16 protein-coding genes and 3 pseudogenes are annotated in these 20,107 nt (G+C 65.4%); 8 read left to right on the top strand and 11 right to left on the bottom strand.

Features of this window, described 5'->3' with window-relative positions; all coding sequences use genetic code 11:
* Both ACF1BE_RS33950 and ACF1BE_RS33955 read left to right on the top strand, forming a co-directional pair.
* A partial coding sequence (locus ACF1BE_RS33950) for a transposase (protein ID WP_392202873.1) occupies nucleotides 1-175 on the top strand: 175 nt, incomplete at its 5' end.
* Nucleotides 176-1,839: 1,664 nt separating this feature from the next.
* Complete coding sequence (locus ACF1BE_RS33955; protein WP_392202848.1) at nucleotides 1,840-2,136, top strand: response regulator transcription factor; 297 nt, start codon at nucleotides 1,840-1,842, stop codon at nucleotides 2,134-2,136.
* Nucleotides 2,137-2,787: 651 nt separating this feature from the next.
* Here the strand turns inward: ACF1BE_RS33955 and ACF1BE_RS33960 are convergent.
* The 3 genes from ACF1BE_RS33960 to ACF1BE_RS33970 form a co-directional block, all read right to left on the bottom strand.
* A complete protein-coding gene (locus ACF1BE_RS33960) occupies nucleotides 2,788-3,216 on the bottom strand; it encodes a hypothetical protein (protein WP_392202849.1) in 429 nt (142 codons plus the stop codon).
* 480 nt (nucleotides 3,217-3,696) lie between these two features.
* Complete coding sequence (locus tag ACF1BE_RS33965; protein ID WP_392202850.1) at nucleotides 3,697-3,987, bottom strand: hypothetical protein; 291 nt, start codon at nucleotides 3,985-3,987, stop codon at nucleotides 3,697-3,699.
* A 70-nt stretch (nucleotides 3,988-4,057) separates the two neighbouring features.
* Entirely contained in the window at nucleotides 4,058-4,552 is a 495-nt protein-coding gene (locus ACF1BE_RS33970; protein ID WP_392202851.1) for a hypothetical protein, read from the bottom strand.
* 243 nt (nucleotides 4,553-4,795) lie between these two features.
* Between ACF1BE_RS33970 and ACF1BE_RS33975 the strand changes: the two genes are divergently transcribed.
* The 6 genes and pseudogenes from ACF1BE_RS33975 to ACF1BE_RS34000 all read left to right on the top strand — a co-directional run bounded on the left by ACF1BE_RS33975 (nucleotide 4,796) and on the right by ACF1BE_RS34000 (nucleotide 9,557).
* Complete coding sequence (locus ACF1BE_RS33975) at nucleotides 4,796-5,710, top strand: ABC transporter ATP-binding protein (protein ID WP_392202852.1); 915 nt, start codon at nucleotides 4,796-4,798, stop codon at nucleotides 5,708-5,710.
* The gene (locus ACF1BE_RS33980) at nucleotides 5,707-6,531 is read left to right on the top strand and encodes a hypothetical protein (protein ID WP_392202853.1); all 825 of its coding nucleotides are present in this window, start codon (nucleotides 5,707-5,709) and stop codon (nucleotides 6,529-6,531) included. The genes ACF1BE_RS33975 and ACF1BE_RS33980 overlap by 4 nt, the downstream gene beginning before the upstream one ends.
* Nucleotides 6,532-6,939: 408 nt before the next feature.
* A pseudogene (locus ACF1BE_RS33985) lies at nucleotides 6,940-7,681 on the top strand (IS110 family transposase); the annotation flags it as partial.
* 8 nt (nucleotides 7,682-7,689) lie between these two features.
* A pseudogene (gene tpg / locus ACF1BE_RS33990) lies at nucleotides 7,690-8,141 on the top strand (telomere-protecting terminal protein Tpg); the annotation flags it as partial.
* Between the two features lie 219 nt (nucleotides 8,142-8,360).
* Nucleotides 8,361-8,705: a hypothetical protein gene (locus ACF1BE_RS33995; protein ID WP_392202854.1), complete on the top strand. Its 345-nt coding sequence runs from the start codon at nucleotides 8,361-8,363 to the stop codon at nucleotides 8,703-8,705.
* A 543-nt stretch (nucleotides 8,706-9,248) separates the two neighbouring features.
* Nucleotides 9,249-9,557, top strand: coding sequence for an FG-GAP repeat protein (locus tag ACF1BE_RS34000; RefSeq protein WP_392202855.1), 309 nt, complete (start codon nucleotides 9,249-9,251; stop codon nucleotides 9,555-9,557).
* Nucleotides 9,558-10,027: 470 nt separating this feature from the next.
* Here ACF1BE_RS34000 and ACF1BE_RS34005 read toward each other — a convergent pair whose 3' ends face one another.
* The 8 genes and pseudogenes from ACF1BE_RS34005 to ACF1BE_RS34040 all read right to left on the bottom strand — a co-directional run bounded on the left by ACF1BE_RS34005 (nucleotide 10,028) and on the right by ACF1BE_RS34040 (nucleotide 19,249).
* Nucleotides 10,028-10,393, bottom strand: coding sequence for a transposase (locus ACF1BE_RS34005; RefSeq protein ID WP_392202856.1), 366 nt, complete (start codon nucleotides 10,391-10,393; stop codon nucleotides 10,028-10,030).
* Nucleotides 10,394-10,961: 568 nt separating this feature from the next.
* Nucleotides 10,962-12,386: an NAD(P)/FAD-dependent oxidoreductase gene (locus tag ACF1BE_RS34010; protein ID WP_392202857.1), complete on the bottom strand. Its 1,425-nt coding sequence runs from the start codon at nucleotides 12,384-12,386 to the stop codon at nucleotides 10,962-10,964.
* On the bottom strand, nucleotides 12,379-13,599 hold the full coding sequence (locus ACF1BE_RS34015; RefSeq protein WP_392202858.1) for an MAB_1171c family putative transporter: 1,221 nt from the start codon (nucleotides 13,597-13,599) through the stop codon (nucleotides 12,379-12,381). The genes ACF1BE_RS34010 and ACF1BE_RS34015 overlap by 8 nt, the downstream gene beginning before the upstream one ends.
* A gap of 25 nt (nucleotides 13,600-13,624) precedes the next feature.
* Nucleotides 13,625-14,233, bottom strand: a complete 609-nt coding sequence (locus ACF1BE_RS34020) for a toxin-antitoxin system, toxin component (protein ID WP_392202859.1) — start codon at nucleotides 14,231-14,233, stop codon at nucleotides 13,625-13,627.
* The gene (locus tag ACF1BE_RS34025; protein ID WP_392202860.1) at nucleotides 14,230-14,859 is read right to left on the bottom strand and encodes a hypothetical protein; all 630 of its coding nucleotides are present in this window, start codon (nucleotides 14,857-14,859) and stop codon (nucleotides 14,230-14,232) included. The genes ACF1BE_RS34020 and ACF1BE_RS34025 overlap by 4 nt, the downstream gene beginning before the upstream one ends.
* Nucleotides 14,860-15,234: 375 nt before the next feature.
* Nucleotides 15,235-16,610 (bottom strand): annotated as a pseudogene (locus ACF1BE_RS34030) (IS1380 family transposase).
* Between the two features lie 122 nt (nucleotides 16,611-16,732).
* The gene (locus ACF1BE_RS34035) at nucleotides 16,733-17,224 is read right to left on the bottom strand and encodes a MarR family winged helix-turn-helix transcriptional regulator (protein ID WP_388306042.1); all 492 of its coding nucleotides are present in this window, start codon (nucleotides 17,222-17,224) and stop codon (nucleotides 16,733-16,735) included.
* Between the two features lie 867 nt (nucleotides 17,225-18,091).
* Nucleotides 18,092-19,249 (bottom strand): hypothetical protein, encoded by a 1,158-nt coding sequence (locus ACF1BE_RS34040; RefSeq protein WP_392202861.1) that lies wholly within the window; start codon nucleotides 19,247-19,249, stop codon nucleotides 18,092-18,094.
* Nucleotides 19,250-20,107 lie beyond the last annotated feature (858 nt).

Consider the following 20,107-nt stretch of genomic DNA (forward strand, 5'->3'; position numbering starts at 1 on the left):
ACAACACGGCACCGGCCTGGGCACCTTCCGCTGGGTCGTCGAGCGGACGATCGCCTGGCTCCACGGCTTCCGCCGCTTACGCATCCGCTGGGAACAACGAGACGACATCCACGAAGCCTTCCTCGGCCTCGCCACCTGCCTCATCACGCACCGCCACGTCCAACGTCTTTGTTAGGACCTCTAAGCGAAGCCGTCTAGCCTGTTTGACATTGCACCATTTCCAGCCTGCCCCGTCTAGCTAGCTTGACAGTGACTGTGTGAGGCCGACTATGGTCACTCTGTCACGTAACCGGTCGTTCATTGGCCGCAGTTGGGGCAGCGCGTAAGCGCTCGACGGTGCGCGGGGAGGCTGACCGGTGGGAGGCGCTGTAGCAGCGCCGGACGGGTGCAGAGTCGACCGTGCAGCACTCAACCACCACCATGGCTGAGCCTTCCACCCCGTTCCGGCTCACTGGAGGCCGACCACCTCCGCTCAGCATTTCCGTGGACTCCCTGCATACCCGGTGCAGCTGATCCGGCACATGAACGTGGACCGAAGCGATGAAAAGTGGGACAGATGCGAAGTTCGCAGCGGACATCGGAAAGGCGCGCGGTGAGGGGCCCTCGCCCGATTATGCAACGACAGTCGGAGCCAGTACGCCGGCATCGACGATCAGCGGCGATCTCGACGTTGCCCCCCGAACCGCTCCGGCCCGGGCGCGGCCGCCCCTTGCATCGTGCAGTTCGCCGACGCTAGCTCCCGAGCGCCCTGCCGAATGTACGCAAGGCGTGCACCTCAGAGCGATGCTACGCGCGTGGCGTGGTGCCAATTTCGGAATGTGTGCGTTCCGCCCCTGAGAGGGCGGAACGCAGAACTGCCTGACTCCGAGGCAACGGCGGCAACGGCCTGTTGGCAAGCGGACTGCCAACGGACGGACCGTCGTCCGCAGGATCTGCAGCCTGCCCCGCTGGTATCACCACCTCTGCCGGCCCCTCCCGCTCGTGTCTGGTCGCCAGCCAGGCACGAGCGGGCCCCAGGGCGAGGCTCAGTTACCTTTCGTCACCGCACCCGAAAGGGGTTTCCAGCCAATGAATGCAGCGGAGGAGGGCCTGAACAATCCCCGCCGATAGGCAGGACTGACTGCAACGGCTCAACAGGCCAGTACCCCTGCACAGGTGCACGCTCGGACGGACGGCTGCACTGCAGCAACGCGACTGGCGCTACACGCGTAGGGAAACACCGCTCGTCTCGCACCGCAGACCGCGGCACGTTGTCGAGCGGCATCTGACTACCGTCCTTACGCGTGTATGTGATGGTTGACGGACTTCCGGATGTGACGGCCTGCACGTCGTCGGCTATAAACGTGCAACGGCCATGCGTTGAGTCTCCAGCGCAGTCGAAATATCCCGTAACCGATGAGTGTCGGATAAGTGCACCTCTTGCCACTCCATGCGGCTGCGAGAGAAATGCTATCTCGCACTCTATTCACGCTCACGAAAATACACGGCGCGTGAAGCTGTCACCCAGGAGGCCTGGACTACTCAGGCATAAGACTTTCGGGCAATGCCCCTTTGGGCGAATGACCTTCGCCTCAACGGGGTCGTTTATGATATGTTTAATCATTTGATGTAAACCAGTTAGGGATCGATGTAAGTGAGTTCGGATCGGCAACGAAACACTGGCCGGTCAACGAATAGCCTCACTAGTCGATCACGCCGGGAGCGGAAGGTTCGGGCCCCACTGAGGCGGTGTTCAAAACGCCGATCGGGAGTGATTCTCGAAGGTCTGTCAGCCGGACGACACAAACCAAACTAAGCGCGGGGAGAGTTCAAGTGACTGGGCCTGAGAAGCTCGGAAGCATGGAGAAGACAAGTGAAGGATATGTACGGCTGGATATTGCTCTGCGATTGCAACCGCAGACGCCTGGAGACCCGTCTGCAATCAGTGACCTCACGCCCCGTGAACGCGAGGTTCTCCTGCTGCTGTCATGCGCCGCTTCTAATCGCGAGATTGGCCACATATTAGGCATAGCCGAACGCACAGCAAAAGCTCACCTGACTAGCATCATGACAAAGATCAGCGTTAGCTCCAGAACCGAAGCCGCCTTGTTTGCATACGCACATCACCGCTGCATTCTGTGCCAGAGTAATTCCTGATCGATGCCCGAAGGAAGTGTGGCACCCCCGGCTATGCTCCGCCGCGAGCAGACCATTATTTGCATGCAGTGCCTACAGAGACTCAACCCCTTCAGCACCTATTCGCCGTGACCCTGTGGACCGCCCGGAGAAAAGGCCCAAGATGACCTCGCCGTATCACCGACATGGGGCTCCGCGCGGTGGTGGCCAACAGGTACTGCGTTCTCCGCTCTTTCCTCTTCACACAGACGCATGGGCGATCGCTGGGTATAACGAAGCCGCCGCCAAGCAAATGCGCACCCTGCAGGGGCATTTACTTGGCGGCGGCGGTCCCGGACGCGGGGGAACGTCCGGGGAGGGGAGAGAGCTGCCTGTCGGCCAGTGTGCTCATGGCCGTGCGCCTGACCAGGGCGGGGCAGGGACTATCCCACAGGCAGCGCTCAGTTCACGGGGCGGGTGGCTCGTTCCGGCGTCGGGCCTGCGCCGGCGGGGTCGCCTGGGCGGCGGGAGGAGGTACGTGAGCAGGAGGCCGATCGCGGCGAGGAAGAGGCCGCGGCTCTTTGCTCTTGGAGCGTGAGTGCGTGATTCACTGGTTCCCATTCCTCGGCCGGGACATGGGCGATCACGTCCCGGCCAAGGTTCAGTGAACGACCGCGCGGCGTCGGGCAGGCGTCACTTCTTCAGGAGAGTGATGACGATGTCGATCAGCTTCTTGCCGCCGATCTCCAGGACGATCCGGACCGGGTTGTCCGGCTTCAGGGTGTTGACCCACTTGACGAAGGCGACGTAGCCCTTCTTGGCGGCAGCCTTGGCCTTCGCGTACTCCCTAGCCAGGTACTTCTTGATGTAGGCCACGATGTCCTTGGCCGCATCGAGCAGGTCGGGGTTGACGGCGCTCTTCGCGGCCTCTGTCTTGCCCTGCTGGGAGGCAAGGACAGTGGTGATGGCACTCATTTGAGCGGGATTGGTGACCGCCTCAATCTGCGCGGCGGACACGGCGGGGGTACGGGAAGCTTCGACGGCGTTGGCCATCGGAGCGGCGACACCGAGCGCGAGTGCTGCGGTGACGGTGGCAGCGGCGATACGCAGCTTGCTGGTCACTGGAAATTCTCCTCAGTTGGCTGGTCCGAGTCGGCCTGGGCCTGCAGGCAGGGACGCTGCATCAGGCCGTATCCGGCTCATCACAGAGATCGAATCGATCACTTCGGAGTTTCCCGTGGCCAACCCCACGGCGGGTATTGGCTCTTTGGGCATAGGCCCTTTGGGCAGCACGCGGCGCAACGGGCTCACCAGGCGAAAGTAGCCGCGTACAGCAGCAGAAGTGCGGGACGTACTGCGTTCCGGACGCACCTGCCTCCCACGCCTTTTTCTCAGCGACCCCCAGCTGGAAGGCCCAGGCGACTCAGGCGAGGACGCACATGCCGATAACGATCGATCCGGCCATGAGTCGGCGTTCCAGTTCAGTGACACATCCACTGTGAGGATCAGTATGCTCGCAAAGAAGGTGCCGGTGAATGGCCTTGCGTGTGGCGTTCCTGCTGCTCCCGCGTGGCTTGTGGTCATACAGCCTCCCCCGGGCTACTAGAACGGCAGGGCGTCACGGTGCAACAGGGCGAGGACACCGCCAGCCGCGATCAGGAAGATGGCTATCTGTCGGACATCGCGGAGTTTGTCCTGCCTGTTCTTCCTCCGGCACCACACCACGCCGGCGATTGTCGGTAACCATGCCGCCGGATAGAGACCCCATGCGGCTCTTTCCCCCGAGTGTCCACCGAAGTTAGCAAGGGCGAGGGCTCCCGCGCCCAGGATGGCTGCAGCGACCCACCACCAGTCCGCGGCGGTGGACTTCTGCCGTTTCTGTTCGGCTGTCAACTTTCATCTCCCTACACGCTTACTGGCCCCCGCTGCATCGGCAGCCGGGGGCCAGTAAACCACTGAGTGATCAGCCGTGGTGTGCGATCCAGTTGATCAGGCTCCACAGCTGGTCACCCCAGCCGACGACTCCGAGGATGCTCTTCCACACCCACTTCGTCGGGCTCCATGAAGACAGTTCGTTGACCTTCTTCTTGAAGTAAGCGATGCCCTTCGTCTTGCCCAGGGACCACGCCTTCTTAAGGACGGTCTTGCTCCAGCTCCAGGCTCCCGGAACCCTCTTGAGGGCCTTAAGGACCCAGTTCCAGCTGACCTTCGTGGTGATCTGACCGTGGACTGTGACGGTGGAGGCGTTCCTGGCCGTTCTGGCTGCGATGCCCTCGCTGGTCAGCGAGGCAGTCAGCGCGCGGGCCTGCGCGGCGTTGTCCAGCTGGAATGTCTGTGTGGCGGCGACCCGGGGCTGCGCCGGCGCCTCCTGGGTGACGGCATGGGCCGCCGGAGCGGCGATGCCGAGAGCGACCGCCGCGGTCAGCGAGGCAGCCGTCATACGGAGTTTGCGGTTCACGGGATGATCTCCCAAGTTGTCTGTGGGACACGCATTTTGGCGGGCGAATGACGATCGGTGCGCCGCCTGGTGCATCCTTGCGACCTTGACATCATGTGTTCCATTGGATCTTCGGGCATCCGACGTTCGTGCGATGCCCGGAGGTCTTCCCGCCTTCGGCCAGAAACGGAGCAACCTGGTAACGACCGGCACGCGTCTTGACGCCCGGGAATTGATGTCAACTAGGCAAGGAATGATGTGTCGGTGAAAGACGTGGCTGTCCAGGTGCGCGAACTACGGCGCGCCTTCGGGAAGAAACAAGTACTTGACGGCATATCGATGGACCTGCGCGCCGGGTGCGTGACCGGCTTCGTCGGCTCCAACGGCTCCGGCAAGACAACAACGCTGCGAGCCATGCTCGGCCTTCTTCCGGCCGAGGGGCAGACCCTGTTCTTCGGCCGTCCCCTCGCTGCATGGCGGGCTCCCTCCCGCATCGTCGGGGCAGCGTTCGGCGGGGTGGCAGGACACCCGAAACACCGCGTACGCCACCACCTGCACATGGTCGCCGCTGGAGCCGGGGTGCCCACCCGGCGCGCGGATGAGCTGCTGGAACAGGTCGGCATGCGAGAAGCTGCCGAAGTCCGGTTGTCGGCGCTATCACTGGGCATGTCACAGCGGATCGGCATCGCGCAAGCACTCATCGCCGCACCCCGGGTACTCATCCTGGATGAGCCCGCTAACGGTCTCGACCCCCATGCGATCCGCTGGCTCCGCGACTTCCTGCGGACGATCGCCGACACAGGGACAGCGGTCCTCCTCTCAAGCCACCTCCTGGCCGAAATGCAACAGATGGCCGACCGAGTTGCCGTGCTCTCACAGGGCAAGGTCGTCGCCGCGGCTGCCATGAGCGACCTTCTCGCGTACGCCGACCGACAGTCCGTTGTGCAGATCCAGTTCGCGTCCGACGACGCCCCCGCGCTCACCAGCCTGGCCCACCAGCACGGATTCATGCTGCGCCGCACCGGCCTGGACACCGCGGACATCACCGGCATCAACCGGGAAAAGCTGGCCCGCCTCTGCCTCGACCTCCGCGTCCCCTTGTTCCAACTGTCGGAAAACCGATCCAGCCTCGAAGACTTCTACCTGACCATCGCGCACGAGGAGTTCAAGATCGCATGAGCGGTACGATGCACATGGGCCACACCACCGATCTCGAGCGCTCCAGAGCGGCAGAGTGGTGGCGGGCCTGCCACTACGAGCTGCGCCACCTGGCCGCGCTGCGCTCCACCTGGATCCTCGCCGCGATCATCGCTCTCTTAGCGCTGTGGGTGCCCATAGCGGCCCCGTTCCTCATCGAGTCCTCCAAGGACACGACCGACCCCGAGCTGGCGAACTCCGTGCAGTGGACGCCGGCTCTCATGCAAATCCCCAGCCTTGCCGTCTACCTCCTCGTACTGGGAACCGGCCCAGTGTCGACGGAGCTGCTGCGCGGCTCGAGCCGGACCACCTGGCTCACGGCAGCCTCCCGCAGTCACGCTTTCTGGGCCAAGTGCGCGGTCGGCGCCGCAATCGGCGTTGCGGTATCCGCCGTGACCGGACTGATGGAGATCAGCGGTCTCGCAGTGGTGGCCGCAGCCAAGGGCGTACACCCCCCGCTCTGGCCACAGCTGATCGGCGCCACAGCGCGACTCGGACTCTGGATGGCCTGCTGGATGCTGCTGTGCCCTTCAGTGGCGGCACTGCTGCGCAACCGGGTCGGCCCGGTCCTCGTGCTGCTGCTGGTGCCGCCGCTGGGAGAACGGATCCTGAGCGCCCTGTCCGGGCAGATCCCTGGCAGCCATCTCGACGCGGTGGCCAACTGGCTACCATTCGCTGCCGGCCAGCGGATGCTGACCGCCGACACCGCCCAGGACGCCGTCCTGGGTGGCGTTGTCTTTGTCGCCTTCACTGCGGCAGTCGCGGTGGCGGGACACGCGGTCTACACGCGCCGGGCTGGCTGACATGTCGTAGAGCTGGGTGAGTACTCGCGCTCGTCCAGGCGCCCCCACGGACGACACGCGGCTGCTGACGTTTCGCCTTCTGGCCCCCTCCTTGTGCCGGGTCTGATCCACCGCGTGCCGCACCGCGAACTGGGCCAGGTCGACGCCGGTCACACCTGCCCCCCGTTATCTTCTTCACGGTCCTGCAAGAGGGCCGCTGGCCTCTGGGCCCAGCATGACTGTTGCCCCCTGTCGAACGGATGACCTGGGGGGGTGTCGCCGGGCCCGAGGGGTGCCGTCGGAGACGCTGATCAGAGGTCCGACCGCCGCCCGGCCGGGCGCAATGCCCGGCCAACTGCGGGCGGCGTGGATGCGCGCGAACGGACCCACCGCCGGGGCCGGCACCGGATCGAACGATGTGGGGGCACGATGATCGACATCGACGGGGTGGGCGTCTTCCTGGGCCTGGACGTCGGCAAGAGCACGCACCACGGCCACGGGCTGACCCCAACCGGGAAGAAGGTCCTCGACAAGCAGCTGCCGAACGGCGAACCGCAGCTGCGGGTCGCCTTCGACAAGCTGAAGGCCAAGTTCGGCACCGCCCTAGTGATCGTGGTCCAGCCCGCCTCCATCGGCGCCCTCCCGCTGACCGTGGCCCGCGACGCGGGCTGCCAGGTTGCCTACCTGCCCGGACTGGCCACACGCAGAATCGTCGACCTCTACCCCGGCGAGGCAAAGACCGACGCCCGCGACGCGGCAGTGTGCGGACGCAGCCCGCACCATGCCCCACACCCTGCGAAGCCTCGAACTCGCCGATGAGAGCACCGCCGAGCTGACCATGCTGGTCGGCTTCGACCAGGACCTCGCCGGCGAGGCCAACCGCACCGGCAACCGCATCCACGGCCTGCTCACCCAGTTCTACCCCAGCCTGGAGCGCGTCCTCGGTCCCCGGCTGGACCACCAGGCAGTGACCTGGCTGCTGGAGCGCTACGGCTCCCCGCAAGCACTCCGCAGGGCAGGCCGCCGCAAGCTCGTCGACGTCATCCGGCCGAGGGCCCCACGCATGGCCCAGCGGCTGGTCGACGACATCTTCACCGCCCTCGACGAGCAGACCGTCGTCGTCCCAGGCACCGGCACCCTGGACGTGATCGTGTTGGCGAAGTCGCTCGCACGCACCAGCGCAGCACCCGGCGGGTGGCCGAGTTGCTTGGCGTCAGCCAGCGCACCGTGGAGCGGTATGTGAAGAACCAGATCAGAAGCCCCCGGCCGGAGCTCGCCGGCCGGCTCGAACGCGAGGTCCGCGCGCGCTGGCAGCCGCAGATCCGGGCCAAGGCCAGGCAGACCGCGGCCACCACCGGCGGCATCATGATCGACGTCCAGGCCCGCTTCGGCTACACCGCCGCCCCCGGCAGCACCGACGACGCCCGGCTGCGTCATCTGGCCCTCGCGCTGCCGCCCCCCACCAGGCCGCCCGTCTCTTCACGGCCCACGAGGGCGGCGCCACCGAGGCCCAGCTCCGCCAGGTCGCCGCCGAAGCCCTGGGCGAGGTCTACTTCCGCGACAACGGCCATCGCGCCCACGGCCTCAAAGTGGAACTCACCGACCTCGTCAGCTTGGAGTTCGAGCTGTAGCCGGGTCGGCACATCGACGCCACGGGCGGTGAGCGCAGTCACGTCGGTGATGAAGAGCAGGCGGTCACACACCGGGGCCGCAGCGATGCAACAGAGCCGCGCGGTACGAATGTCGGCCACAGCCGCACCTCCACCGGCTCTCGTCCCTTCGGCCTGCAGTCCGCCACAGGCGGAGCAAGTGATCAGCGCAGCCGCTCGCCAAGCTAGGCTCTGTTCTCCATGACCGACCACCATCTGTACGGCACCAGCACGCACACCGCCGACGAGCTGGCCGGGCTTGTCGGTGATTGTCTCGGCCTGGTCTTCACCGAGCGCGAGAGCGACTACCGGGGCATCTACCACCTCGCAGACACCCGCGACAGGCGGATCGAAATCCAGCCCAACCCGATCCCCGGCGAAGACAACCTCTATGCCCCTGACCACCCCGCGGTCCAGGCGCTCTTGCTGACCATCACCCCGGCGCCCGACTCCACCCTGCAGGCCCGCCTGCGCGCCGTAGAAGGACTCCACCACCTCAGCCGCACAGACGACGCGACGGGCGATGGACGGCAGCTACGCCCGTGATCACGAGCAGACGGGCACCCTCCAGTGCCGCAGCGGTGCGTCGGAGCATGCGGTGCGGATGTCTGCCCTCGCTGCGCTGGCGGACACCGGACCATGATGAGGGCCCGGCGCCGGCGGGCTCACGTGGCAGGCCGGGGATGCTGGTGCGACAGCGCCGGCGAAGCGCCATGGTCTCACTTCTCGTCGTTGCTGTGGGAAAGACGTCGCAGCAGCGTGGTAGCCGAGTCGATGTCGCCGCTCTCGATGAGCCGCAGCGCACGGCCGGCCTCGCGGCGCAACTCCGCGTTCTCGTTGATGCGGTCCCGGAGTTCCGAGTCGAGAGATGCGATCTTCAGTCTGCTCGCTGCTCATGGTGTCCTCACTTCTCGTCCTCGCGGTCTGCGGCCTTGCGCTCACCGTGGGCCAGCTGGCGCTCGGTGCAGCGGTGCCGCGCCAGACACTCCAGTGGCTGCGTGTGGACTATGGTGCCGCAGTGACTGCACCGGATGTGGCCGCTGCGGTACCGAGTCCTTCGGCCGGACCAGCAGGGCCGGCGACGTCCTGGTGCTGCGTGGCGGCGCCGACAAACTGACCACCACGGGCGCCGCACGCTACTCACAGGACACCCCCGGCATCCCCGGTAGCGCCGAGAACAACGACGTCTTCGGCTCCCAGCTCCGCCTCGCCGACTTCAACCGCGACGGAAAAGCAGACCTCGCCGTCTCCGCCCCCTACGAGGACCACGGCAACGGCGCCCTCTGGCAGCTGCGGGGCACCAACACCGCAGTGAGCACCAGTAACGTCAGCGTCTTCGGCCCCAAGGACTACAACGTCGCACCCGGCTCCGGCATCGGCGACACCCTCCTCGACTGAAGCCTGGTCACCACGGGAGGCCGACGCCAGGACGGTGGCTCACGCCGAGCCGGCCGCGGCGGCTGACTCTGCGTGATCGATCGTCCAAGCCCGGGCGGCAGCTGGGGGGCGTGGCGGCGTGGGGGAAGGCACGGGCTATTGGCCGATGCCTGTCAGCACCAGGAGTGGCGTTCCAGCAGGGCTCGGCCAGCGGCCCTACTTCCGCCACAGCAACGGGCGGGACGTGCTGGCCTGGGGCGCCAGGACCGAGCTGGACGTGCGCCATCTGACCTTCCGACAGTGGCGGTTCCTCAAGCCGGTTGGCCTGCGCGGTTCTCTCCCCAACGGCCTGCTGGATCCCGCTTTCCGGGTCCGCTCCCCGTTGCGCAACAGCGCGGCCGGAGTGCTGACGATCACGAAGAGGATGGGGATGCGGGAGTTCAGCTGCCTTCGTCATGGCACCTATACGGACGGCGCCTCTTCTCTCTGGGTCAGCCATCGCTGCCAGCTCTCGTCCTCCAGCCCGCGGGACGAGTCGCCGGAATGCTCCTCCGTTGTTGGTCGAGACGTTCGGGGATGGTGTGCCGGATCCCGCGCCGGCGCAGGTAGCGGAGGTTCATCAGGGACGTGTATGCCTTGTCCGCTAGGACACGGTCGGCCCGGGTGCGAGGCCGGACGACTCCGGTTCGGAGCACCGAAACCTGCAGCACTCGCTCGAGCTGGTGCCCGTCACCGTAGTGTCCGGGTGTCAGGACGAACGCGAGGAACCGGCATCGTCCCTCGGCGACGAGGTGCATTTCGGTGGTGAAACTCTGCGGGAACGCCCCAGGCGTTCGCCGGCTGACCACCTCCTCCATCCGGGCGGTCAGTGCCCGCAGTCCGGATCGGCCTGGTTCGTCCCTCGCATGGCCCTCCTTGAGGAACGGCGGCCGGGAGGCTTTCCTTGCGTCGGCGGCGTGCTGGCCACCAATACGTCCCAGTCAATTCGGCCCGCGGCATCCTCGGCTGCCTGGATGCGAGACAGCAGCATCTTCCATAGACCGTCTCCCACGGCCCGGCCGCTATCGGCCCACCGGCCCACCCGTCGGCACCCTGCCGCCGTTGTGCCGCGGACCGGGGGCAGTGGGCGAAGAGGCCCTCGGTGCCTGTGGGTACGGGCCCGACGCCTGCTGATATGGCCTCTGGGGCGGCTGGTAGGCGGGGTGTGGGGGCGGCGGGGCGCTCAACGGAAACCTTCGGTATGGGCACATGGTGGGACGGCACGACACCCTAGGGGTCGCCGTGCCGGGATATCGAAGTCGACCGCGCACCCCAGGTCCCTGAAGCATTGACCGTCCTGGCCCGAGGCGCAGAGCTGGTGTCCAGTCCCTCGGGTCAAGTCCCGTAAAGCGCACCGGCGATGGGGGTGACAATCTCAGTTGCGGTTCACCCGAGAGATCCGGCAGAGCCACCGAGGCCTTTGAGAAGCCCACGTTCGACCGAAGTGAACTGGGGGCGATCAAGCGCCGGGCGCAAGGGGCCGGCGATCGCTGTCAGCAACACGCTGGGTTTGACAAGTGATGTCGGCGGGGCTTGAAGAGTCAGTACGTCAGTCAGGGCCGTGGCGGCCTGGAACGAACCTGTTGCGGTGCGGGACAGGCGGTTGACGTAGCGATGAAGCATCCGGTCGACGAGGTTGGGCTTCTTGCCTTCGGTTGTGGAGAAGTGAATGTCCTGGCCGATGGCAAGCGCCCACGCGGTATTCACGATGCGGCCGATGGCGCGCTGGACACGGTAGGCGGCCAGGCCGACGGCCGAACCGCTTTGAAGGTGGTCGCGTAGGGTGACAGCGCTTTGCGCTGTCACCGACATGCCCTGGGCGTAGACAGGGTTGAAGGACGCGACGGAATCGCCCAGGGCTATGAAGCGCTCAGGCCAGCACGCGAGGCGCTCATAGTAATAGCGCCGGTTGGCAGTGCTGTGGGTAACGCTGACATCGGTGAGGGCTTGTGCGTGTGCGATGAGGTCGCCTATGAGGGGGTGGCGCAGAGTACGGGCAAACGGCTCGAAGGCGTTAGCGTCGCGAGTGGGTTGTCCGCCCGGCGCGCCCATGAGGCTGACGTGCCAGCGATTGTCCTCGATCGGCAGGATGCCACCGGCGTTGGCGGGGCCTGGAAGCCGGGGGTCGGCGTTGATGCCGATCATGGGCCAGTCGTGGGTCGGGACGGGGGCACGGTAGATGCGGCTTGCGTAGACCAAGCCTGAGTCTATGCGGTCCTCGGTAAGGCCGGTGATGCCAAGTTCGTTCAGCCAATGGGGTGTCCGCGAGGTCCGACCGGAGGCGTCGATCACCAGGTCGGCGGTCAGTTCGGCTTCCGTGCCGTCATCGGCACGAACCCGCACACCGGTGACGGTGCGGCAGTCGCCGAGTAGTCCTACGGCCTTTGTATGTGGGCGCACGTTGACACGGGCGTCTTTGAGGACCTGCTTGCGAACGATGAAGTCGGTGAGGTCTCGGCTCGCGGCGATCAGAAAGTGGGTGGTGCGCTGCCAGCGGCGATACCAGCCTTCGGGTGAGTAGATAAGTATGTTGGTGGTCATGGGTATGCGGTGTGCGCCCGCGGCCACCATGAGGTCGGTGCTGCCGGGGAGAAGTGTGTCGATGGCCTCGGCACCGCCGGCTTGCAGGATATGGAGGTGAACGGCCTGGGGGACTCCGGTACGCGGCTCGGGGCCCTCGGGGAGCTCGTGGGCCTCGATGATCTCGACGGAATCGACGTGCTCCTTGACGGCGGCAGCGGCCAGCATGCCGGCGACGCTGCCCCCGACGACAATGACGCGTGCGGGGGTGCGGTGTGGGACTTCACTCATGGCGGGCTGCTTCCTGCAGGGACACGCGGTGTTCGAGGACGTTGCGGACAATGGGGGAGGTGAGGGCCAGGGACAGCGGAACGAGGTCCTGTGGACGCCACCTCGAGGTGTCCGGAGCATCATGGACTTGCTCAGATGTGGTGGCTTGCCGCTCACGGGCAGCCAAGATCATGGCCGCGTCAGCGATGGCGGTGGCGGTGGGCTCCTCATCGCCATTGCGGCGTGCTGCGCGGTGTGCCGTCTCGCGGACGCTGTGATCGTAGTAGGGAGCCAGCGCGAGTAGTGCGTCGTAGAGGGCTGTCTTACGCCATGTCAGTAGGACGGCGGGGGGCGTTCGCCACCATGGCAGCGAGGTGCGGATCGCGCCGGGAGTGGATACCTGTCGTAGCGCCTGCCAAAGCGGGGTGAGTCGGTGTAGTTGCCCGATGATGCGGGCGGTCGCCGCTATGCGAGGACCGACCAGGGGAAGTATGAATCCGATGGCGCCGAGGACGGCAGAGGGAGCGGCCAGTTGGGGGGAGATCTTGTCGACGAGGAAGTTGAGGTCGTGACCCGTCCACCTCGCCGCCACCGCTATCAGCCTCATGACGTCGTAGCACACGTGTAACAGGTAGGCGGGGGCCAGGAAGCGCAGTCCTGCTCGTAAGGACCCATTAACCTGTTTCGACCACCGCCAGCACAGGGCGCTCGTGGTCATCGCGGCGATGCCGTGAGCGACCAGGTAGGTGACGATCATCTCGCGAATGTACGGCGTATTTGCGTAATAGGCGTCAAACAGGGTGAGCTGCTGCACAGGAGCGTTCCCAGCCGAGAACAGGACGAAGATAGCGAGGATGGCCAGACTGTAGACCGTGATGCACAGTCGTGAGGCATGCTTGGTCCGATCCGGGGGCGCCGACCGCCAGTTGATGATCAGCAAGAGGCTCGCCGCAGAGTAAGCGACCGTCGTCGCGTAGACGACGGGGGCGGCGAAGTTGGCTACGCCAGTGAGCTGGTCGAGTTTGACGATGGACTCGGGGGCGGCGAGAAGCATGATGCATCCCCCTGCGAAAAGGAGCAGGCAGGCCGCACGCAACAGGGGATCATGCCGTCTTCGTATCAGTGCGGGAATCTTCAGAGCGCAGACCAGCAGGAGGATCACACCGCTGGCGTAGAAAACGAGGGTACTGGGACCGGATGTCACCTTGCTGTTCCTCTCCTCGGTCTCGGGCACCGGCAGTGGTCCTGCGCGGAATATGTCAGGGCTGGCGGAACCGGTGTGCCATGGAGATCTGGATGCGTCCGGGCAACTCCCGCGGGTCGGCCGAGGAACGGGCTTCGTCGACGGCTGCTTGTACGTCGGTGGCGAACCAGAAGCCGAAGCGTTCTGCTTCCACTTCCTCGTCGAGCGGGCGGGCGTCGGTGCGGGCGGCGAAGTGGAGTGCGGAGTCCATGGGCCCGATGTCGGATGCCTCAGTGTCGGCAGTGTCGGAGAAGAGGGCAGCGAGTTCCGCAAGTGCGTCTGTCGCTTCGTTGTCTCCCGCGCGAGATGCGACGTGACCGTGCGCTATAGCGTCGCCGCAGTGTCCCTGAAACATGTGCCACGCCTCGTGACCGATGATCACGAGTTGGTGCTCGGGACGGGTGTTCTCCTCGTAGACGATCAAATCGTGGCTGGTGCGGTTTACCCATAAGCCGCTGGCCGTCATGGGGGGGAACGCCGTCTTGCGCAGCCGTACCGGACGTCCCCTCACCTGGCTCAAAGCATGGCCTATGGACCGGAATATGTCCGCGCTGTCAGCCGTCAGCTGGAGGTTGGTGATGAGCCGGGCGCTGAGTCGCCGCATCGCTTTGGGTCTCGTGTTCACTGATCTGCTTCAGTGTCGTCCAGTTCCAGCAGTGCTCTCAAGGTCGCGTTGAGCACGTTCCAGCGTTCCTGCGGCAGGTTGTGCGCCTGGCGAAGCGCGACGCCGCGAACGTCGTCGTAACCCGACAACCTCGCCGCCAGCGAATCGGTCGCGGCGTCCGACTCGGTTGTCTGCTGCAGCATTGCCACCATGGGGAGCAACACGCGGTTGAGGGCTTCGGACGCCGGGCTGGTAAAGAAGGCTTCGCCCCCCTCGACCTGGAAGAAGCTGACCAGGCCGTGCAGGAACTCCACGCTGGGGACCTTTTCGCCTGAGCAGACCTGCCGTGCCCAGAACGCGGAGACTCCGAGCTGCTGGGAGATGTTCCCAGCGAGGTCTGACATACGTCGACCCGTGCGTACAAGGTGTGCGTCAGCCAGAGCTTTGACTCGTGCGCGGACCCGCTCATTGACAGAGTCGGGAGGTGGTTCGAGGCCGTTGAGCAGGGCTCGGACGGTGTCTTCCGGCAAGGCTGTCCTGGCCGACAGATTCTTGTAGTCGAGCAGCTCGGACCGTTGCAGGCCGCGCTCCTGGAGGAGAATCTCCAGACGGTCCAGTGTCACTGCCAGCGGAGGGTCCAGCTCCACCGAGACCTCCCAAGGGGCCGACACACGGAAGTGTTACGTCCACGGCACCCTACCGGAGGCCGACACTGTGCTTCAACGAACGCTTGTCAGCCTTCGAACGATCGTTGACAGCAGCGGATGTGTTGCTGATAGGGCGCGAGCCGCCGGTTACCGGCGCGCGCGGAGGCGCACGTCTCGCAGACATGGGCGGCTTGCCCCTTTTAGCCTCGATCGTTCATGAGGGTTCGGCAACTTGCTGACGGACCCTTTGTGGTGAGTATTGGCGGACATTTTCGAAGTCTGGGCAGGCTGATGGCCCGGTTGTCGCGTCGGGTGTGCGCCGGGTCCCACGGCTCCGGTGGCGTAGTGCTGCTTGCAGGGACGGGAACGTACTGGTCAGCCCGGATTCGGGAGGTCGTGGAGCCGGTTCAGGGCATCAGTGATCACATCGGCCCAGGGCCAGTGCCTGGCCAGGCTGAGGTAGCGGCGGCGGCCGGTGTTGATGAGTTGGGCGGCGGTGGAGAACAGCCGAAGCCGCAGTCGGCGGGGCTCCCACAGGCGGGCTTGGCCGGTCAGGGCGAGCAGGGGCATCCAGGCGAGCAGGTCGAGTGCGATCTGGATGATCTCCAGCCAGATCTGGTTCTGCGCGGCGTCGTGGAGGGGGAGGTTGCGCAGGCCGGTGGCGCGGGCGGCGCGGATGCGGTCCTCGGCGCGGGCCCGCTGCCGGTGGCGCAGTTCGAGGGCGGCGATCGCCTCGTCGGCGGTGTTGGTGGCGAAGCAGGTCAAGCGCATTCCATCGGCGTCGGTGAAGCGCAGTTGGGCGCCGGGGTGCGGCCGTTCCTTGCGCACGATCAGTCGCAGCCCTTTCGGCCAGCCCGTCAGGCAGTCGCCGGCGAGTTCAGCGACCCGGGCGCCGTCGCGGATGTCGCCGTCGGGTTTCACGGCCGGTGTCCAGGCTGAGGCCGGCACCTTCAGGGCGGCCTGGTGGATGGCGTCGGTGATGGTCATGCCGACCGAGTACGACAGCCACCTTCCGCGCTGGGCCAGCCAGGCGACGAACTCGTGGGTGCCGCCGCCGGAGTCGGTACGGATCAGCGTCTGCCGACCGCGCCGCAACCGCTTGGGCAGCTGGGCCAGGGCCAGCTTGGTTGCCTCGATGTGGTCGGCGGCGGTGTTGGAGCCCGCGTTGCCGGGCCGCAGCAGGCCCACGACCGGCTCGCCGGACCCGCCGCGACCATGGTCGACGAACCCCATCAAAGGGCGGTGGCCGAATGTCTTCTTCCAGGTCGCGGCGGCGTCCTGCTTCTCGGAGTGCGCCAGGACGAGGACGCCGTCGATGTCCACGATCACCTGTCCGCCCGCGTCCGGTGCCGCGTCAGCGGCCAACCGCCATACGTAGCCGCGTACTTCAGCACGGGCGGCACGCAGCGAGGCTAGGACCTGGTGTCCGCCCGACACCAGCTTGCTGATTAGCCGGGACACCGTGGGGCGGGGGCCACCGGTCCGAACACGGCCGGCTCGGCCCGCAACATGCCCACATCGGCCCGGCAGTCCCCTCCCAGCGCCACGGCGAGCGCGACATCCAGCAGGACCTTGCCCGGATCGTGCACCACACGCGGCTTACCCCACGGCTCAAGCGCCGCCGATATCGCCGCATCCAGACCGGACTTGCGGATTGTCTCGACCATCAGCACCGCCCCGGCCTGGGAGACCACCGAACGACCGCCGCCCTCGACGCGGACACGCGGGTAGGACCCGATACGCTTCTTCACCTGGCAAGTGCCTCCGGCGTTGGTGGAACAAGGACCTCAGCAATCCTCATTCTCACTGGTCAAAGGCACTTTCTGCTGACGTGATCGCCTGCTGGACGACAGCCGCAGCACAGGGCGCGAGGTTATGAGTGCTTGTCGCCCTCGACGTTGGCGACCATCCTGCGCAGCACCTTGAGTGCTGCTACGTAATCCTCGTCACTTATGCCCATGTGGACCACGGTGCGCAGCTCGGTCACCAGCTCGCGCAGCCTCACCCTGGCAGCCTCCCCGGTGTCAGTGAGGTGCAGGCGCTGCCTGGCGTCGATGTGGAGCCAGCCGCGGTGGAGTAACTGGTCGACGACCCGGGTGATCTCGTTCTGTCCTTCCGCAATTGGCGACAGCTGGGCGACCACCTCCTCGCGGCTCGGCGCTGCGGGCCCACCGTTCACGCGGTTGAGCACCCAATACTGCGGCTGCGTGACGTCGACCTTGGCCATAGCGTCGCGCAGATGCCGGGTGACGGCCGCATGGGCCAGGCCGCTCCAGTAACCGACGGGCTGAGTGGCCAGCATGTCGTCGGTGACGGCCGGATCGGCCGGCGCCTGGTCAGTGGGAGTTCCAGTCAGCTCTTCCATGATCGCGACGCTACATGCCTCGTGCGGATGCGAACATGTCGAATCTCGCTAACTGTCTCGACTGGCGGGGCCTGGCGATGCGAACCTGACAAGCTCACCATCTGCTGCCGCCACCCGCACGCGCAGGTAGGACCCTATACGCCGACTCACCTGGGAAGTGCCTGCGACAGGCACGGGAACAAGGACCTCGTCGATCCCTATTCTCGCTCGTCAGATGCACTATCAGCTTCGCTGATCACCTGTCGCAATGCCAGCTCCGTGAAAGCGCGAGGTTAGCTGATGATGTGCCCGTGACGGGCGAATGGTGCCGTGGTGTCGTAGGGGAGGTAATCCCGAGGAGGAGGGCGACAGTCCACCGTCGTCGGCGGTGTGCCAGCGAAGCGGCCTGCCGCGTCGTGGTGGTCGTTCTGCACGATGATCTGCCGAAGTGCCTGAACCTGCGGGCCGGGCCGGTATCCCGGTCCGTGCCGGTGGAGGCGCTTCAGCAGTCGGCAGGCGTCGTTGCCGGCTGCGAGGACACTGGTCCTGGGCCGGGCCGCGTGGGGTTCTTGCCCAGGCGCACCGGACGGCCGTAGCGGCGCCCCCAGTTCTCATCGACCCAGATCGGTCAGTAGGTGCGCAACGGTGCGGCCGCTTCTTCCAGCGCGGCACGGATGGCCTCGGTGACGAGTTCGAGCCGATCTGGTGGCGCATTTCGGCCAGTAGGTGGGTGGAGTCTCCTTGTCACACCCTCGGACCGGACCCGGCGCCAGAGCCATCATTCGGGGGAAAATGTGGCTCCGGCGCCGGGAGTATTTGCCTATGCGTGCGCACAAGTCGCTCGCGGGAAGTGGTCGGCGGCTAAATCACGGAAGGCGTCCTCATCCGCTATGCAGCGTGCTGCCTGGCTGAAACGGCGATGTCAGCGCTCAGGTACTGCGTCATCTCGTCAAGAGTGGCGTGGCAATGGGAGGCATCTGAGCCCAAGGCGACCCAATAGGCAAGTCGGTCTTCCGACGTGGCATCAGGTATCCCCCGGACGATGCTCCCACTTCGCTGAAGTGGGACCATACGGTCAACGAGTGGATGGCACGCAGCTTTGGGTGAGATGTCAAGGCTCTCAATGCGGCCACTTACGGAGGGGTAGGCGAAATGGATGGCTGCCGCCCGCTGCCGGGTGGGTGCCAACTCGGGTTTCTTCCCGGTTGCCAGCGCTGCAGCTATGCACGGCAAGTCTATTCCCGTGGCACGTTTGACTAGCAACGGTATGAGGTCGCCTGTCAAGTGTGCTTGCACGTCGGTGACGCGTGGCCCCATAGAAGTCAACGACATGCTGATATGAAGTACGCCGAATGTGATTTCCACAGCGCGCACAGTGCGCTGGATGATTCGGCGGATGATTGGGTTGTGCAGCAGAGCGTCGTGAGCGTATACGGAGTGACGTACTGGCTCTTGGCCGCACACAGGGTCGAAGGTGGTTCGCGTGATCGCGACCACTCGTATGTCACCGTCAGGCAGGACAACGGTCTCAGCAGAGATAGTCGGCCCACCGAGACACTCCTGCACTATCACTTTCTTACGGCTTGATGCAGGAGTTGGCGAGTTTTGAGTCAGAAGCTCACAGGCGGCTGCCACTTGCTTTCGGTCGTAGGCGAACATCGCTGTGGCGTTCAAGCCGGCGTGTGACCTGATCACCGCGGGGTAACCAAGCTTATCCGCGTACGCGGCGGCCGATGTTCCGTCGAGGGCTCCCGACATCCGGGGCTGGGCCACGCCGTGCTGTGCCAATCGCTTCCGAAGCGCGACCAGGTCTTCCAGTACGGAAAATGACGTTACTCCGACCGCCGGCAGTTTGAGCTGACTGGCGATGCGCGATACCGCTACAAGATGCTGTGGCAGGTAGCTGAGTACGCCACGCACATGGCGGCCCGCAGCATAGCTTGTCACGGATTCGACGATGGTCTCGTAGTGATCGAGGTCTACTACAAGGTGTTTCGCCAGATGTGGTCTGGCCCAGTTCGGTGCAACAGTATCGACGAGTACCACCGGGTGGGAGGATGCAATCCGGACCAGATTGAACTCTGCCCCCGTAGCTGCTGAACCGGCACCTAGGATCAATAAGGGTTCGGACACAGATCGCCTCTTAGTGGACTCGGTGCGGACAGCCTGCTAGCCATTGAGTAGCGCGAGCCGCGTAGGACTGTGCCGAGTTGTGCAATGTCGAGCAGCTCGGATCGTATGGCGTGGCGGGAATACCGCAAAGCGGCCCAGCCGTTCTCATTTTTCCTCACCGGACAGCTGACACGCGCTCCGGAGACTTAGCGTGCACATATTCTCTCGGCCTCGTTGATTGAGAGTTGCATGGAAGTCGAAAAATCGTGGGACGAGCTGAGCGGCTCATACGCAGATGACTCCACTCCCAGGGAGCGTGCTACGACTGGGCACGATTGTCAACGATCATTTCTAGCTAATCTACGATCGTTGCAGACTTCGAGGGCGCCGCCGCTGCAAGTTCGCCGCGGCACTGCAGCGGGCGTACGCCGTCGGGCGATGAGCGAGGGGCGCAGGAAGAGCATTCCCCCTGGCGTCCGCCGACCGGCTCCGACGGGTCTTCTCCCTGCCGCCTGAGTTCTTCACCGGTTCGAGGCGCTGCAACAGCGCCTCCATAGCGCTTCCCAAGAGGGCCCGATCGTGGCCGGCGATGCCTATCGTCTCGGTGGAACCCCGTACGCGGCCGGGGCCACTGTCGGCTCGTCTGCGCATCGTCGTCCAGCCGGCACCGGTCGACTTCTTCTCGCAGTGGGGGAAGGCACCGTCACACTCGGCCAGCTGGAACCCAGTCACCGCGGCACGGGAACCACCGGCCCCAAGTAGGCACACTGGCTCAGACATCGCATCCTCGGC

The organism is Streptomyces sp. NPDC014991, from assembly GCF_043080665.1.
Taxonomy (GTDB): Bacteria; Actinomycetota; Actinomycetes; order Streptomycetales; family Streptomycetaceae; genus Streptomyces.